The organism is Sphingobacterium chungjuense, from assembly GCF_011316935.1.
In the GTDB taxonomy this organism is placed as follows: Bacteria; Bacteroidota; Bacteroidia; order Sphingobacteriales; family Sphingobacteriaceae; genus Sphingobacterium; species Sphingobacterium chungjuense.
Genome location: NZ_WLYS01000001.1, coordinates 434884 through 450670, shown reverse-complemented (window position 1 = coordinate 450670; position 15787 = coordinate 434884). Strand labels below are relative to the sequence as shown.

General features: G+C 44.4%; 14 protein-coding genes. 10 read left to right on the top strand and 4 right to left on the bottom strand.

Annotation, left to right across the window (positions count from 1 at the left end):
• Positions 1-43: 43 nt before the first annotated feature.
• The 3 genes from GKO22_RS02085 to GKO22_RS02075 all read left to right on the top strand — a co-directional run bounded on the left by GKO22_RS02085 (position 44) and on the right by GKO22_RS02075 (position 2516).
• A complete protein-coding gene (locus GKO22_RS02085; RefSeq protein WP_116775064.1) occupies positions 44-418 on the top strand; it encodes a DUF3127 domain-containing protein in 375 nt (124 codons plus the stop codon).
• Between the two features lie 191 nt (positions 419-609).
• Positions 610-1392, top strand: coding sequence for a hypothetical protein (locus GKO22_RS02080; protein WP_133228425.1), 783 nt, complete (start codon positions 610-612; stop codon positions 1390-1392).
• A gap of 11 nt (positions 1393-1403) precedes the next feature.
• Positions 1404-2516, top strand: coding sequence for a toxic anion resistance protein (locus tag GKO22_RS02075; RefSeq protein WP_166332444.1), 1113 nt, complete (start codon positions 1404-1406; stop codon positions 2514-2516).
• 80 nt (positions 2517-2596) lie between these two features.
• On the opposite strand, the gene folP is transcribed toward GKO22_RS02075, so the two are convergent.
• From folP to GKO22_RS02055, 4 genes are read right to left on the bottom strand one after another with little or no spacing between them, the layout of a single operon-like run.
• The gene (gene folP, locus GKO22_RS02070; protein ID WP_166332443.1) at positions 2597-3439 is read right to left on the bottom strand and encodes a dihydropteroate synthase; all 843 of its coding nucleotides are present in this window, start codon (positions 3437-3439) and stop codon (positions 2597-2599) included.
• A 3-nt stretch (positions 3440-3442) separates the two neighbouring features.
• Positions 3443-3925 (bottom strand): DUF4920 domain-containing protein, encoded by a 483-nt coding sequence (locus tag GKO22_RS02065; protein WP_166332442.1) that lies wholly within the window; start codon positions 3923-3925, stop codon positions 3443-3445.
• 21 nt (positions 3926-3946) lie between these two features.
• On the bottom strand, positions 3947-4534 hold the full coding sequence (locus tag GKO22_RS02060; RefSeq protein WP_166332441.1) for an L-threonylcarbamoyladenylate synthase: 588 nt from the start codon (positions 4532-4534) through the stop codon (positions 3947-3949).
• A gap of 7 nt (positions 4535-4541) precedes the next feature.
• Entirely contained in the window at positions 4542-5360 is an 819-nt protein-coding gene (locus tag GKO22_RS02055) for a 2,3,4,5-tetrahydropyridine-2,6-dicarboxylate N-succinyltransferase (RefSeq protein WP_166332440.1), read from the bottom strand.
• Positions 5361-5545: 185 nt separating this feature from the next.
• Here GKO22_RS02055 and GKO22_RS02050 point away from each other — a divergent pair, with 185 nt between their 5' ends.
• The 7 genes from GKO22_RS02050 to GKO22_RS02020 all read left to right on the top strand — a co-directional run bounded on the left by GKO22_RS02050 (position 5546) and on the right by GKO22_RS02020 (position 15757).
• A complete protein-coding gene (locus GKO22_RS02050; protein ID WP_166332439.1) occupies positions 5546-5956 on the top strand; it encodes an RNA-binding S4 domain-containing protein in 411 nt (136 codons plus the stop codon).
• Positions 5957-6268: 312 nt separating this feature from the next.
• Positions 6269-6916, top strand: coding sequence for a CPBP family glutamic-type intramembrane protease (locus tag GKO22_RS02045; RefSeq protein ID WP_166332438.1), 648 nt, complete (start codon positions 6269-6271; stop codon positions 6914-6916).
• Between the two features lie 289 nt (positions 6917-7205).
• Positions 7206-8003, top strand: a complete 798-nt coding sequence (locus GKO22_RS02040) for a sulfite exporter TauE/SafE family protein (RefSeq protein ID WP_240920083.1) — start codon at positions 7206-7208, stop codon at positions 8001-8003.
• 16 nt (positions 8004-8019) lie between these two features.
• Positions 8020-9399 (top strand): MBL fold metallo-hydrolase, encoded by a 1380-nt coding sequence (locus GKO22_RS02035; RefSeq protein WP_166332437.1) that lies wholly within the window; start codon positions 8020-8022, stop codon positions 9397-9399.
• Positions 9400-9401: 2 nt separating this feature from the next.
• Positions 9402-11036 (top strand): DUF6377 domain-containing protein, encoded by a 1635-nt coding sequence (locus tag GKO22_RS02030; protein ID WP_166332436.1) that lies wholly within the window; start codon positions 9402-9404, stop codon positions 11034-11036.
• A 209-nt stretch (positions 11037-11245) separates the two neighbouring features.
• Positions 11246-14218, top strand: coding sequence for a SusC/RagA family TonB-linked outer membrane protein (locus GKO22_RS02025; protein ID WP_166332435.1), 2973 nt, complete (start codon positions 11246-11248; stop codon positions 14216-14218).
• 21 nt (positions 14219-14239) lie between these two features.
• Positions 14240-15757, top strand: coding sequence for a RagB/SusD family nutrient uptake outer membrane protein (locus tag GKO22_RS02020; protein WP_166332434.1), 1518 nt, complete (start codon positions 14240-14242; stop codon positions 15755-15757).
• Positions 15758-15787: the final 30 nt, after the last annotated feature.

The following is a 15787-nucleotide window of genomic DNA, read 5'->3' as shown; positions in this document are numbered from 1 at the left end:
AGACGTAAAAAATGTGTAATTTTAGGGTTTAATAATTTTGACTATGGAAATAAGAGGAAAAGTTCACGAAATTGGTGGCATTCAGCAAGTAACGGAGTCGTTTAAGAAGAGAGATCTGATCGTTGCACATGCGGAAAATCCACAGTTTGTGGAATACATCCGTTTTGAGGCAACACAAGATCGGGTAAACATCTTTGATAACCTGACAGTGGGAGAGGATATTGAGATCTCATTTAATCTACGTGGACGTCCTTGGACAAATAAAGAAGGCGTAACAACCTACTTTAACTCCTTGGTCGCATGGCGCGTAACCAAATTGGCAGGAACAGCAGCAGCTGCGCCTCAGCACAATGTAGGTGATATGCCTCCAGTAGACATTTCTTCTTCCGGCTCGGACGACGATGATTTGCCATTCTAAGGAATGCAGATTGATAAAAAGGCGAATATCCCACGATATTCGCCTTTTTTTTTGGGTGCTTCACCGATCTTTTCTACCGCGTGACCGATTCGGCTTCTTGAAAATCAGCAACAGCCCGTATCTTGCATCAACATAAATTTTAGACTTGGATATTTACCCAGTATATTTATATAAAAATAACAGCAAATACTATGGGATGGGCGACAAAAAAAAGTAGGGTATGGGAGCTAAGGCAACTCACGTTGACCTTCCTGTCTATCCTGATGTTTGTACCATTCTTACACATCCATCCGTTTGTGATGATGAGCCAAGCCTCCAAAAGTAAGGTGCGCCTTTGGTATGTGATGGCATGGGTGCTTTTGGCCGTGGAAGTCGCGCTCTTTGGTTCTTTCATTTATTTCTTCGGTTCGTTTAGCCGAGGCATGTTGCTCACGATTGCGGGATCATCTGTTTCTTATATTGTGGGGAATGGGATGTTGCTAAATCAGGCAAAACCTTTTCTACAGCGATTGGAGCTGGGTGAAGTGCGCCCACTAAAATGGATCAGTAGCCCGAACGGGCAAAAGCAACGCGAGTTGAAAGCTCCCGTGCTCGATACGCCACAGTTGTTCATCGAACGCTTGTTGCATTGGCGCAAGCAGATCAACAATCGCGTGCTGCATCAGGATATTGACAAGATCATCCGTCTGTTTCATCTGATGGAAAAGAAAGACATTCGCGAAGCGGAAAAATTTCTAGTTAGGCACTCGACCGTGGTCAATGTATTGATCCAATACGATGAATTGGAAAATTCGAACCTGCGCAACGCAGTAACGGATAAATCGAAAGAGAAACTGGTGCATGTGGTGCGGCAGGCTGCAGTAGCCATCGAACAAGAGGTAACCGAGCAGTTCCGAATGGGCATGCTGGAAATATCCGCCGAGACGGATGTGTATCTACAAACATTGAAAAGCAGAAATCTATTAAAAGATTAAAAAGTATAATTATGGCAGAATTGGATTTAGCACAGTACGGCGGTGACAGCGAGAAGCCGAAAGACACGTCGATGGATATGTCGGTGAACTTTTCGGACGAAGAACGCACCAAGATCGCACAGTATAAGGATAAAATTAACCTGACTTCTACGATGGATATCATCCAGTATGGTGTGGGCAGTCAGTCGCAGGTAGGTAATTTCTCTAGCGAAATACTGAAACAAGTACGCACCAAAGATATGGGCGGCGCAGAAGATATATTGATCAACCTGCGGTCGGATATTCGTTCGTTTGATGAAGGAACGCGCAAAAAGCCATTGATTCCTTTTTTCGACAACTTAAAAAAGCGTATCAGCCGGATCAAGACAGAATATGCATCGGTGGAGAAGAATATTCACCAGATCGAACTGAAACTAGAAGGGCATTATAAGAATGTAGCCAAAGATGTAGTGATCTTCGATAAACTGTTCACCCAAAACCAGCAATATTTCAAAGATCTTTCTTTGCATATTCAGGCCGGAACGGAGAAGCTGCAGGAAGCCCACGAAGTAATCTTGCCGAAGTTGCGCCAAGAGGCGGAAAGTAGCAACGATCAGCACAAGATCCAAGAATATAAAGATATGGAGCAGCATATTGTGCGCTTCGAACGCAAAGTGCACGATCTAAAGCTGACGCGCATGGTGGTATTGCAAAATGCACCGCAGATCCGGATGATTCAGAGCAACAGTAGCGCTTTGATGGAAAAAATTCAGTCTAGTTTGGTCAATACCTTGCCGTTGTGGAAGAACCAAATGGTGCTTACCTTAGGTATTGCGCATTCGCAGCGCGCTTTGGAAGCACAAAAGGCGGTGACCGATGCCACCAATGAATTATTGCGACGCAACAGTGAGATGCTCAAAGAATCGACGATCCAGATCGCACGTGAAACGGAGCGTGGCATCGTAGATATCGATACGATCAAAAAAGCAAATCAGGATATTATTGCTACGATCGACGAGGTACTGCGCATTCAGCGCGAGGGCCGCGAGAAGCGTAAAGTTGCCGAAGGTGAATTGGTGCAAGCTGAAAACGACTTGAAAGCACATATCTTAAAATCATCCGACGAGAATCGGTTGATAGATTAAACCCTTAAAACAAGAACGCTCCCGATTCGGGAGCGTTCTTGTTTTATTATGGATTAGTGCTCCACAACGAAGCTTTCTTTTTATGAATACAACAGGTCGACCAATTGTTTGGCTTCCTGCACATCGTGTACGCGTAGCAATTGTACGCCGCGCTCCAATAACAAGGTGTTGAGTGCAATGGTACCCGTGAGCGCTTCCGCTGGGGAAAGATCTAATTTGCGATAGATCATCGACTTTCTGGAAATACCGCCTAAGATCGGCAATCCATGATAATGCAATTCGGCCACGCGCAACAGCAATTCATAATTCTGGGCGGATGTTTTGGCGAAGCCAAAACCCGGATCAAGAATAATGTCGCGTACGCCTAAAGCGCGTAATGATGCTATAGCATGTCCTAATTCCACGGCCACGTCATTCACGATATCTTTATAGTTTGTGTGCTGCTGCATGGTATCTGGTGTGCCGCGCATATGCATTAATATATAAGGCACTTGCAATTTGGCTACGGTGGCAAACATGTGCGAGTCCAATTGTCCGCCCGATACGTCATTGATAATATGAGCGCCTGCGCCGATCGCTTCTTCGGCAACGCGCGCACGATAAGTGTCTACCGACATAATCGCGTCTGGGAAAGCTTGGCGAATAGCCGAAACGACAGGGACAACACGATTCAATTCTTCCTCTTCGAGCGAGAGTGCTGCGCCGGGGCGCGTCGATTGTCCACCAATATCGAGAATATCTGCACCATCTTTTAAAAGCTTTTCCGCGTGGCGTAATGCCGCGTCTATCGTGGTGTTCTGTCCGCCATCGTAGAAGGAATCTGCCGTGAGGTTGAGGATTCCCATAATTTTGGGAAGTTCAAAACTCATCAGTTTACCGCCTAGACGAATGCTCGGCGCGGGATGCGTGGAGAAATGCTTCATGGTTTATTTGACCACCACAACGCCATCTGCGATAAACGTGATGTCGCGTTTTGGTTTTTTGATCGCCGCGATTTCTTTTTCGCTTTTTCCCAAATCTTTCGCATCGTGCTGTAGCTTCGCTACGGTAGTTTCTTTTACTTTACCTTTGCCTTCTAATACGACCGTTTTTCCGACGATATCTTGCGGCATAAAATAACCGTAATCCGTGAAACGCACCATGATGGGTTCTGCATTTCCTTCACGTTTCAGCGTAATAAAACAGCCTTTTTTCTTACATACCTGCACGACTTCTCCTCGTACTTTTCCGCTGAAATCGTTGGATTTGGCCAGCGCCGTTTCTAAGGCTTTTACAGAGATTGCGCCCTGCGCTTCCACTTTCTTGCCGTATTGTACGCCTGGATGTGCAGCCGGAATATCGGCTTGTTGCGCAGATCCGATGGTGGCGAAGGCCACGACGCTGAATAATAAGGTGAATAACTTTTTCATATTTCCTGATGTTAAAAGGTATTACTTACGAATAAACTCAAATTTACCGCTAGGATCCAGTTTGATAATCATGGATGGTTCGCGTACTTCCGTATCCTGTTGTCCAAACTGCACCACATAATCTGCTCCTTCGGTAATTTCAGGCGCTATATCCAAGAAAGTACGGGGTGAAGGCTGTCCACTCAGGTTTGCTGAAGTGGAAATAATGGGTTTACGAAATCGCTGTAATAATTGTTGACAAAACGGATGATCTACAACCCGAATGCCCACCGTGCCATCGGCAGCCATTACATTCGCGGGTAAGTTCTTTGCCAAGGAATAGATGATCGTGAGCGGACGATCCGTCACTTCGATCAGTTGATAGGCCACATCTGGAATATCATTGACATATCCCGCCAATTGATTGTCGTTGTGCAATAATAAGATCATGCTTTTGGCCAGATCGCGCCCTTTCAACGCAAAAACCTTTTCTACCGCTTCTGGATTGGTCGCATCACAACCAATTCCCCAAATGGTATCTGTAGGATACAAGATGATGCCGCCAGCCTGCAAAGTTTCCAATGCTTTGGAGACATCATCCCGATCTACATATGTATTATTTTGTCGCATGTATTGCTTATACCGCTACGTTGTGATCGCGCAAAGCGTCGTTCAACGAAGTTTTCTTGTCTGTAGATTCCTTACGCTTACCGATGATCAAAGCACAAGGTACTTGATATTCGCCTGCTGGGAATTTCTTGGTGTATGATCCTGGAATTACGACTGAACGTGCAGGAACGAAACCTTTGTATTCTACCGGCTCATCACCCGATACATCAATGATTTTAGTTGATGCGGTTAATACCACATTGGCACCTAAAACGGCTTCCGTTTCAACACGAATACCTTCTACTACGATGGCGCGAGATCCAACAAATACGTTGTCTTCAATCACAACTGGAGCAGCTTGTACAGGCTCTAATACGCCACCAATACCAACACCACCAGATAAGTGTACATTCTTACCAATTTGAGCACAAGAACCAACCGTTGCCCAAGTATCTACCATCGTACCTTCATCTACATAAGCACCAATGTTTACGTAAGAAGGCATCATGATGACACCTTTGGCTAAGTAAGCACCGTAACGTGCGGAAGCTCCAGGTACTACGCGCACGCCTAACTCTTTATAATTCGTTTTCAACGCCATTTTATCATGGTAGATAAATGGAGTATTTTCGATGACGCTCATTTCGCGAATCGGGAAGTACAAAATCACGGCCTTCTTGATCCAGTCATTCACGTGCCAACGCGTACCAATCGGTTCTGCCACGCGTAATTCACCCAAATCCAAACGCTGAATCACGGTGTGAATGGCTTCAAAATATTCTTTATACTCTAGAAGCTGTCTGTTTTCCCAAGCCTCCTCAACTAATTTTTTGTAATTCTCTAACATGGATTGTCGTATTCTAAAACTATATTATTACTTGTACTACAAAGATGTCAAATTTTCGCGAAAAATTGTGCTAAGCGATCGGTCAAAATAGGTTAAACGATCCTCTCATTTTACGCTTGTTGTGCTATAATCAGGATGAGATAATGCCAGCTTGGATTTAAATCATAGGATAAGTAAGTTTGCATATGGCAGAAGCATCCGAAAAATTACGTATTGATAAATACCTGTGGGCGATTCGCATTTTCAAAACCAGAAGTTTGGCGTCAGAGGCCTGTAAGGCTGGGCGCGTGAAGCTGAAAGGACAGAATGTGAAGCCATCTTACGTAGTGAAAGTAGGAGAAACGTTTTCTATCCAAAAAGGAATCGAACGAAAGGTGATCCTAGTGACCGGATTATTGGAGCGACGCGCCGATGCCACCACCGCCCAGAAACATTACGAAGATCATACGCCAGAAGAAGAAACGTTCGCTTACAAATCGGCTTTCCACGCGCCGATATTAAAGCGAGATCGTGGAACGGGGCGACCAACCAAGAAAGATCGTCGGGAAATTGATGATTTGCAGGATGATTGGAAGGAAGGCGATTTATCGGAATAGATATCTACGGCCGAATCTCTACTGAATTTTAGTTTAAATATTAAACCTGTATTTAATTTTTTATTACATTTGTTATTGTAATTAAGTGAAGTTATCGTGTTTGCAATCAGTTTATGATGCTCTAATAATTGCGCCGGCGTGTAGTATTATATACGAATGCAAAGGTAATTTGTCAAAGTAGATCGCATCGTATTGACTTCCAGGAGACGTTATGATTGAAGTTTACTTTAATTCAAACGCGTCATTGCGAACCTTAGGCACGAAGGTGCGGCAATCTATTACCTCGGCTTTCTAACCTAAATGCTTATCGTCATGAAAATGTCGAATACATTCAAACTAGGCCTTTTGATTTTCGGCTTGGGATTTATTGGAATCCTGACTCTGCTGACCACAGTGATGTCTATTCCTCCCTCTGTTTTAGAAAAAGCAGGTTGTTCGATTACGCTGAGGGAGTTTAAATTGATTGCTCTTATAAATCCGACTGTCTTACTGCTAATTACGGTTGTGATAGGTACCTTAACTTACAAGCGAGTTGGTCTTCCATCACCCGTTTTCGAAAAACTAGTTTACAAAGACAGTACAAGTATTAACTATCGTGATTTAGTGGCATCTGGTGTTATAGGTGGTATCGCAGCTGGACTATTCTTAGTATTGTTCTCATTCTACTCCTCCAAATATATTACACTGGAAATTGATCACTTTACGCCAAACATTTTAAATCGCTTGCTTTATGGCGGTATTACGGAAGAAGTCATATCAAGATTCGGTGTAATGAGCTTATTCATTTGGTTGTTGAGCTTGCTATTTAAGAGTAAGCCTAATTGGATCTATTGGGTAGGGATACTCCTTGCTGCGCTACTATTTGGGTTGAGTCACTTGCCATTAGTTTTTAATGCTATGGCAGATCCTTCTCTCGCGGTAATATTGTATATCGTTTTCGGAAATATGGTTGGCAGATAAATCTTTGGGTGGTTGTATTGGAAAAAGGGACTGGAGTCTGCCATGATTGCTCATGCTTTCGCGCATGTCATTATGCTCAGTTTAGGAGATGGATAAGGCGGTGGAGGTTGAAGTTCAAGCAGTAAAGATTGTTGATTCGCTTTGCAAATTCAAACATGGGATTGATTATAAAGATGCAATACCAACTCGCTAGACTAATTTTTACCCCACCAAATCTATATAGTTTATCATTTTAAATATTTGATAGTTAATTAGTTGATTGTGCAAAAAAGAAATAACTTCGCCTTCAATGATGGAGTTTTTCGCCTATGCTTTAGCTATTTTAATTGGGGTCTCGTTAGGTCTTATTGGTAGCGGAGGATCAATATTAACGATACCGATTTTAGTCTATTTCCTTGGAATCGATCCGCTTACGGCCACGGCGTATTCCCTGTTTATCGTTGGGGCTAGTGCTTTGGTTGGTGGATTACGTAAAGCGTTCGAAGGCATGGTCGATTATAAGACCGTTGTGTACTTTGGTATTCCCTCCATCTTCATGGTGTTAGCGACACGGACATTCATCATGCCCAATATTCCAGACGTATTATTTGCAGATACGGTCTGCGCGTTGTCCAAAGAAACTTTTGTGATGGTGTTGTTTTCATTGGTGATGTTGTTGGCTTCGTTTTCCATGATTCGCAATCGGCCACAAGAGGATTTCGTGCAACATCAGCAATTCAATTACGTTACCGTATTTTTCAAGGGCATTGTCTTAGGTTTGGTAACCGGAATGGTGGGTGCTGGCGGCGGGTTTTTGATTATTCCCACTTTGGTAGTTTCCGCTCGGATGGAGATGAAACGTGCGATTGGCACTTCGTTGTTTATTGTTGCTTTTAATTCCTTGATAGGATTTTTGGGTTATTGGGAGATTGATGATCATCCCATCAATTGGCCGTTATTACTACTCTTCTCCTTTCTATCCATCTTAGGTATTTTTATCGGAGCACGGATTGCAAAAGAAATCGATGGTCAAAAGTTGAAGGTAGGCTTTGGATGGTTTGTACTATGCATGGGCATCTATATATTTGTTAGAGAAATGGTTTTATAATTAAGGGCAATCTGGTATGTTTTTTCAGCAGGTTTATGATAAGAGTCTGGCACAGGCCAGTTATATAGTGGGTTGTCAAGTCAATGGTGAGGCGATTGTGATTGATGCCAAGCGGGATGTAGATACCTATGTGGAGATTGCGAAGCAAAATAACCTCCAAATTACCAAATTGGTAGAAACCCATATTCATGCCGATTTCCTGAGCGGAACGCGGGAGCTGGCCGCCATTACTGGCGCTACCATGTATCTTTCGGATGAAGGCGGAGCCGACTGGCAATACCAATTTCCGCATCACGGCTTAAAACATGGTGATATTATCACGTTGGGCAACTTGACATTTGAAATACTTCATACGCCGGGTCATACGCCAGAAAGTATTAGCTTATTGCTCACCGATCATCCGGCCACCGACCATCCTGTGATGATCTTCACTGGCGATTTTGTATTTGTGGGTGATGTTGGACGGCCAGATTTATTGGAAGTGGCGGCTGGAATTGCCGGAACAAAAGAATGGGGCGCAGCCCAGATGTACGCTTCCTTACAGCGTTTTGTCAACCTGCCAGATTTTGTGCAGGTATGGCCAGGCCACGGTGCCGGTTCTTCTTGCGGAAAAGCATTAGGCGCGGTGCCAAACAGCACGGTTGGATATGAGAAACTGCGAAATTGGGCTTTGGAAGAATCCAATGAAGGAGATTTTGTGAAAAAATTACTAGAAGGACAACCGGCAGCGCCGACTTATTTCAAAGAAATGAAGATGCGCAACAAAGGTGAACGCCCTTTGCTACTGGAAGTGCCTGCAATACCGAAACTTTCCCTAGAAGAATTCGAAATGTATCAAAAGCAAGATGCGCAAATAGTAGATGTGCGCAATAAGCTTGAATTTGCAGCAGCTCATGTGCCGAAGACGTGGAACATACAGCTTAATAATTCCTTTGCTACTTGGTGTGGCTGGATGCTGAATTATGAGCAACCTATTGTCTTAATCATCACAGAAGAACAATCAGAAGACGCGCTTCGCAAACTGATGCGCATTGGTATGGATCACGTGGTCGGATTTGTAGAACCATCTGACGTAGCATCACTAGCCACAGCAAATACAGAAGTAGTTGATAAAGCGCAGCTGAAGCAATTAATAGCTGCCGAACCGAACTTGCAATTGCTGGATGTGCGTAATGCCGACGAATATAAAAAAGGGCATATCGACGGCGCGCAGCATGTATTTGTAGGCACGATGGCTAAACAATTGATACAAATCTCAAAAGAACAGCCTATTGCGGTATATTGCCAAAGTGGTGATCGCGCAGCGATTGCATCTTCCTTCTTGCATGCAAAGGGATTTACGAACCTGAAAGTGTATTTTGGGGGAATGAACGATTGGACAAAAACAGCGGAATAGCCATGAAAGGGTTTGGGTTTATTTTTCTGATACTGCTTTTTGTCGGACAGGCAAAAAGCCAAAACCTAGACTCCGTGCAGTCGGCTTTAGATGAGGTGATGCTGCGTGCCGACCATTATGAAGCCATCAAGAAGAAGCATATTCAAGCTATTCAGCAGGATTTATCGCGTGCAGGCAATGACTTGTCGAAGCATTATGATTATAATACACGCCTATACGAAGCCTATCGGAAATATCAGATCGATTCTGCGGCGCTGTACATAAAGCAGAATGTAGCTATCGCCGAAAAATTAGGCGACGAGTTTAAACGGCAAGAATCGCAAATTGCGATGTCTACGTTGCTGTCTGCCGGTGGTAAGTTTGTCGAAGCCAAAAAACTGCTGGACGATTTATCTCTACGCGGCGTACCTCAAAACTTAGCGGAACGCTATTATCAAGCCATGCTAACTTTCTACAGCAACTATGGATTGAGCAGCAACAACCGCGCGTATTTTCAGGAAAGTGAGCGTTACCGAGATTCCATGCTTTCCGTTATGGATCCGCAATCGCTCCCGTATCAGGTAGCTTGGGTTACCAAAACGGTGTATGCTAAAGATTATGCCGCGGCAAAGCCGATATTGCATCGCCTGTGCGACAGTTTGGACGATGCGCACCAAGATCGCGCTTTGATTACCTATTTGCTTGGATTGATCTATCGCGAAACCGGTGATATGAAAGCACAAACGGCTTATTTCGCCATGTCTGGCATTGCCGATATTAAAAATGTGATCCGCGATAATGCGTCTATGCAAAGTCTTGCGCTGAGCTATTATGAGCAAGGCGATGTAGATCGCGCACGATTGTATATCGAACGCGCCATTAATGATGCGGTATTCAGCAATGTGCGATTCCGTACGATCGAAAGTTCTACCTTTTATCCTATCATCCACGCTGCATTTATCGACAAAGAGAAAGAACAACAGCAACAACTGCTTCAACTATTGATCGCCATCAGCTTACTTTCTGTCGTGCTGCTGGGGGGTGTGCTGTTCATTTACCGACAAATGATTCGCCTGCGGCGGGTTCGAAAAGCATTGGACCAAACCAATGACCAATTGCGGGAGCTCAATCTCCAACTCCTATCGTCCAACACGCGATTGCAGGAGTCCGATCATATTAAGGAAGCTTACATTGCGCAATTTTTCGATATCTGCTCCACCTATATCCATAAGATGGACGTGATGCGCAAAGAGATCTTGAAAAAAGTCGTGCAACAAGATACGCGAGATTTGAAAAAAGAATTGCAATCCAGCGATTACCTCAAAGCGGAGTTGGAAGATCTGTACACCAACTTCGACATTATCTTTATCAATCTATATCCCACCTTCGTGGCCGAATTCAACAAATTACTATTGCCTCCAGAGCAGATTGTGTTGAAGGACAACGAACATCTCAACTCGGAGTTGCGCATCTATGCGCTGATTCGCCTCGGCATTACCGATAATGCCAAGATTGCGGGATTCCTACGTTACTCCCTACGTACCGTGTATAACTATCGGGTGAAGACCAGAAATAAGGTGGCTGGCGACAAAGATCAATTTGAAAAACTACTCATGAATATCGGCAATGAAGAGCTGAACACCACTTCTTCGAGATAATATTAGGTTACTTTTTTAATGAATCATAATTTGGTAAATATCTGATTATAAATTATTTAAAATTTACTTTTGGTTACTTTTTGAGAATACTACTCACTCAATGGGTAATATCTGCCTCCTTTTGTGGATACCTTTGTCATAACCAGAAAAGGGAAGTGGCAACACAAGCTTTTCATATTATAAACTACAAGACCATTTAATTCATACTTATGTTATCGTTCAAAGTAACAAGACTTATTCTTTCCTTTATTGGGATATGGATCTTCCTTTCCGTGCAGGCGCAGGATCGTCCGGCATTGGAAGGGCGGGTCGTATCCGCGGCAGATGGTTCTGGCATTTCAGGTGCTACCGTTTCTTTGCTGCCTGGCGGCAGATCGACCAGCACAGACGAAACCGGTAATTTCCGTTTTACCAGTCCCGGAAATTCTGCACGCGTATCTGTCACCGCCATGGGATTCCAATCGGTAGAATTACCGATTTCCGGCAATATGATGACGATCACACTAGCCGTTGGCGAGACGGCATTAGAAGATGTCGTCGTGATTGGCTATGGCTCCGTCAGACGTAAAGACGTAACCACCGCGATTTCTTCTGTATCACTAGAAGATGTGGAAGAGCGTCCAATCGTATCTGCTGCACAAGCGATCCAAGGTAGAGCGGCCGGTGTATCGGTCGTGCAAACCAGCGGTACGCCCGGCGGACAAACATCTATTCGTATTCGTGGAGCTACTTCTTTCAACGGAAGCAATGATCCATTATATGTTGTAGACAATGTGCCGGTGGATAATATCAACTTTCTAGCGCCCACCGATATTGTGGATATGCAGGTATTGAAAGACGCTTCTTCAGCTGCGATCTATGGTTCACGCGCAGCGAATGGGGTAATCTTAATCACCACCAAACAAGGTCGCGCTGGCCAAGCGAAGATCGCTTTGAATGCCTTAGGAACGATCAATCAAGTTACCAGCCGCATTGATGTGCTCAACGCGGCACAATACCGCGATTTGCAACAAGAAATTGGTGTAGTCAATGTGCCATCTGGTCTTACTGATCAGACCGACTGGTTCAACGAAACCTATAAAAATGGCTTGACACAAAACTATCAGCTTTCCATCTCCGATGGTACGGAAAAGTTGCGTTATCACCTATCTGGTGGTTACTTGGGCGAAAAAGGTGTGTTGAACACGGCATTTTTCAAACGTTATAACTTCCGCGCAAATATTGAAAACAATGTACGTGATTGGTTGAAGATTAATGCCAATGTAAGTTATTCGGACAATACCGATAATGGTATTATCAGTGGTACAGGAGCTAATCGTGGCGGTGTGATTCTATCAGTCATTAATACACCAACATATGCGCCAATCTGGAATCCAGATTTTCCAAATCAATACTATAATAACTTCTACGGTGTGGGCAATATCACACATCCGCTGGAGAATATGGAGCGCACACGAAACAACAAAACGCGTGAAAACCGCTTAGTAGGATCGGGTAGCGCTACTATCTTATTTACACCCGACCTTACTTTTAAATCGCTTTTTGCGATCGATCGTAGAAATGGATTGACGACCACCTTTCTGGATCCAATCACTACTGATTGGGGGCGCAGCCAATTTGGTAATGCTTCGGACTCACGTAATATGAATACCGTGCTCACGTTCGACAATGTGTTGAACTACAACAAACGTTTAGACAAGCACCAGATTGAAGCAATGGCTGGAAGTTCATGGACGAGCTCGCAATACCAAAACAGCTGGATCAATGGTTCGCACTTTATCAACGATTACATCCAAACATTGAATGCGGCGAATAAAATCATTTGGAATAATACCGGTACCGGCGCTTCGCAATGGGGAATCATGTCTTACTTTGCGCGGGCTACCTACAATTACGATGGTAAATATATCGTGACCGGAAATATCCGTGCGGATGGCTCTTCCAAACTACATCCCGACTATCGCTGGGGCGTATTCCCATCCATGTCGGCCGCTTGGAGATTGTCTGCAGAAGATTTTCTAGCCGATGTTTCTTGGTTGAATGATTTAAAAATCCGCGGTGGCTGGGGACAAACCGGTAACCAATCGGGCGTAGGAGACTATGCGTACTTGCAATTGTATAATATCCAGCGCCAACCTTGGTTTGAAACTGGTCGCGAGAATGCTTTGCCGCTTATCAATCAAGCGAATCTTAGAACCAGAGATTTGACCTGGGAAACGACGACACAAACTAACTTGGGTATTGACTTTACAGGTTTCGACAACCGATTGACGGTGAATTTTGACTTGTACCACAAGTACACCCGCGATATGTTAATGTATGTAACGCTGCCAGCCGGAGCGTCAGTTGCCAACTCTTTAGTGAGAAATGAAGGCGAGATGCTGAACCGCGGTATGGAATTTAATGTCAGCAGCCGCAACTTGGTGCAGAATTTTATGTGGACAACAGATTTCAACATCTCTTTCAACAGAAACCGCCTAGAGAAGCTGGAATTACAGCAGATTTACAACACAGCCAATACCTCCGAAGTGGTGAATGAGCCTGTAGTTCGTAATACGCCAGGGCGTCCACTTGGAAGCTTTTTTGGCTATATCGCTGATGGTGTAGATCCAGAAACGGGTGATATGATCTACCGCGATCTAAATGGAGATGGCAGAATCTCGCCGAGCGACCGGACGTTTATCGGCGATCCAAATCCTAAGTTTACCTTCGGTCTGACCAACAATTTCAGCTACAAAGGTTTCAATCTATCGGTATTCTTACAAGGATCGTATGGCAATGATATTTTCAACGCTTCGCGTATGGAGATGGAAGGTATGTACGATGGTAAAAACCAGTCGACACGCGTATTGGACAGATGGCAAGTAACAGGCCAAATTACAGATGTGCCACGGGCAAACTATACCATGCGCAACTCGACCTACTTTATCGAAAATGGCAGTTTCCTTCGTCTGAAAAACCTATCCTTCTCGTACAATATTCAAGCAGATAAATTGACACGCATGGGTATCACGCGCTTGCAGCCTTTTATTTCGGCCACCAACTTATTGACTTGGACCAACTATAGCGGTATGGATCCGGAAGTAAACCAGTGGGGAAATAGTGGTGCGGTACAAGGAATTGACTGGGGAACGTATCCGCAGACAAAATCCTACGTGCTTGGTGTGAACATTGATTTTTAATTGGAATAAAACATAAATCTGATGATACAGAAAATATATACGATAATCCTTCTAGCAGGTGTGTTGGTAAGCAGCAGCTGCTCTCTGGGGCTTGATCCGTTGGATAGCTACTCCGATGTGACTGAGGGGATCGACGAAAAAGGAAACGAGGTCGTTTTTAGAGACAAAGCCGCCGTGCTTAGCCATCTGCAAACCATCTACCAGCAAATGCGCGACCGACAAGAACATTGGTATTTGGATCTCTTACTCATTGCCGAAAGTCATTCGGATAATGCGTATGCCGGCACGACGGGCGCGGAGGTATTGCCGTTTGAAAACAATGCTATTGACGGCGCCAACTCGGTATTGGGCAGAGATTGGGATCGTTACATGGTCGATGTGGCGAGAGCCAACCGATTGATCGTAAATATAGATTCAGTGACGGATGCATCACTGACTAGCGGAGAACGCAGGCAATACAAAGCCGAAGCACAGATCTTCCGTGCCATGGTGTACTTCGATATGGTGCGTATTTGGGGCAACGTGCCAGTCGTCACGATCGAAGGTCGCGACATTACCTCCGAAAATATTACGGATGTATACAATGACTACTTCCCTGATCAAAATACCACCGAAGAAGTCTATCAACAAATTGAAAAGGATTTGCTGGAAGCCGTAGAGTATGCTCCCGCAAATAACCCCTCCAACAAAACGCTCTTCACCAAATCGGTTGCCAGAGCACTGTTAGCAAAAGTGTACGCCGAAAAACCCTTGCGCGATTATGCCAAGGTAGTGCAATATGCGGATCAGCTTGCCGCAGATGGCTTCGGTTTGGAAGAAGATTTTAGCAACCTATTTGGCATGAATGCCAATAATACCGATGCCAAAATGCGCAACACACGCGAGTCGATCTTAGAAGCACAATTCTTTGCCGGTAGTGGCAATTGGGTAACTTGGATGCTGGGTCGTGATTTGTCCAACTACAATAATCAATTCTCTTGGGCCAAATGGATCACGCCATCACGCGATTTGATTCGCGTTTTCCAAGCGGAAAATGATGAAGTACGCTTCCGCGAGTCGGTGGTATATTATGCAGCCGGTTGGAGCAACTATTACCCATCCAACAATTACCCATTCATGTTCAAAACCCGTTCGGCTTTTAATAGCATTATCAAATACCGCTATGCGGATATCTTGTTGCTGAAAGCAGAAGCATTGTTACTCGGGCCGTCCACGAACCTGACCGAAGCGGCAGCGATCCTCGACCAAGTAAGACAACGTGTTGATTTACCCGTGTTACCTGCTGCGGTGCGCAACAATCGCGATCAATTGCTACAAGCTTTGATGAAAGAAAGACGCCTAGAATTGGCTTTTGAAGGCGAACGCTGGTTTGATCTCGTTCGTTGGGAAAAGGTAGAAGAAGTGATGAATGGCGTATATGGCCGCGATACGGGTCGCCGTCCACAAGTGTATTCTTTCAGCACCAATTCTTACTTATTACCAATTCCACAAGGCGTATTGGATCAAAATTTAAAGCTAAACCAAAACCCAGGCTATTAACCCATAAATAATGATAACCATGATAAAACG

Coding starts and splice junctions, on each gene's coding strand:
- GKO22_RS02085 (WP_116775064.1), top strand. CDS start 44: ATGGAAATAAGAGGAAAAGTTCACGAAATTGGTGGCATTCAGCAAGTA.
- GKO22_RS02080 (WP_133228425.1), top strand. CDS start 610: ATGGGATGGGCGACAAAAAAAAGTAGGGTATGGGAGCTAAGGCAACTC.
- GKO22_RS02075 (WP_166332444.1), top strand. CDS start 1,404: ATGGCAGAATTGGATTTAGCACAGTACGGCGGTGACAGCGAGAAGCCG.
- folP (WP_166332443.1), bottom strand. CDS start 3,439: ATGAAGCATTTCTCCACGCATCCCGCGCCGAGCATTCGTCTAGGCGGT.
- GKO22_RS02065 (WP_166332442.1), bottom strand. CDS start 3,925: ATGAAAAAGTTATTCACCTTATTATTCAGCGTCGTGGCCTTCGCCACC.
- GKO22_RS02060 (WP_166332441.1), bottom strand. CDS start 4,534: ATGCGACAAAATAATACATATGTAGATCGGGATGATGTCTCCAAAGCA.
- GKO22_RS02055 (WP_166332440.1), bottom strand. CDS start 5,360: ATGTTAGAGAATTACAAAAAATTAGTTGAGGAGGCTTGGGAAAACAGA.
- GKO22_RS02050 (WP_166332439.1), top strand. CDS start 5,546: ATGGCAGAAGCATCCGAAAAATTACGTATTGATAAATACCTGTGGGCG.
- GKO22_RS02045 (WP_166332438.1), top strand. CDS start 6,269: ATGAAAATGTCGAATACATTCAAACTAGGCCTTTTGATTTTCGGCTTG.
- GKO22_RS02040 (WP_240920083.1), top strand. CDS start 7,206: ATGATGGAGTTTTTCGCCTATGCTTTAGCTATTTTAATTGGGGTCTCG.
- GKO22_RS02035 (WP_166332437.1), top strand. CDS start 8,020: ATGTTTTTTCAGCAGGTTTATGATAAGAGTCTGGCACAGGCCAGTTAT.
- GKO22_RS02030 (WP_166332436.1), top strand. CDS start 9,402: ATGAAAGGGTTTGGGTTTATTTTTCTGATACTGCTTTTTGTCGGACAG.
- GKO22_RS02025 (WP_166332435.1), top strand. CDS start 11,246: ATGTTATCGTTCAAAGTAACAAGACTTATTCTTTCCTTTATTGGGATA.
- GKO22_RS02020 (WP_166332434.1), top strand. CDS start 14,240: ATGATACAGAAAATATATACGATAATCCTTCTAGCAGGTGTGTTGGTA.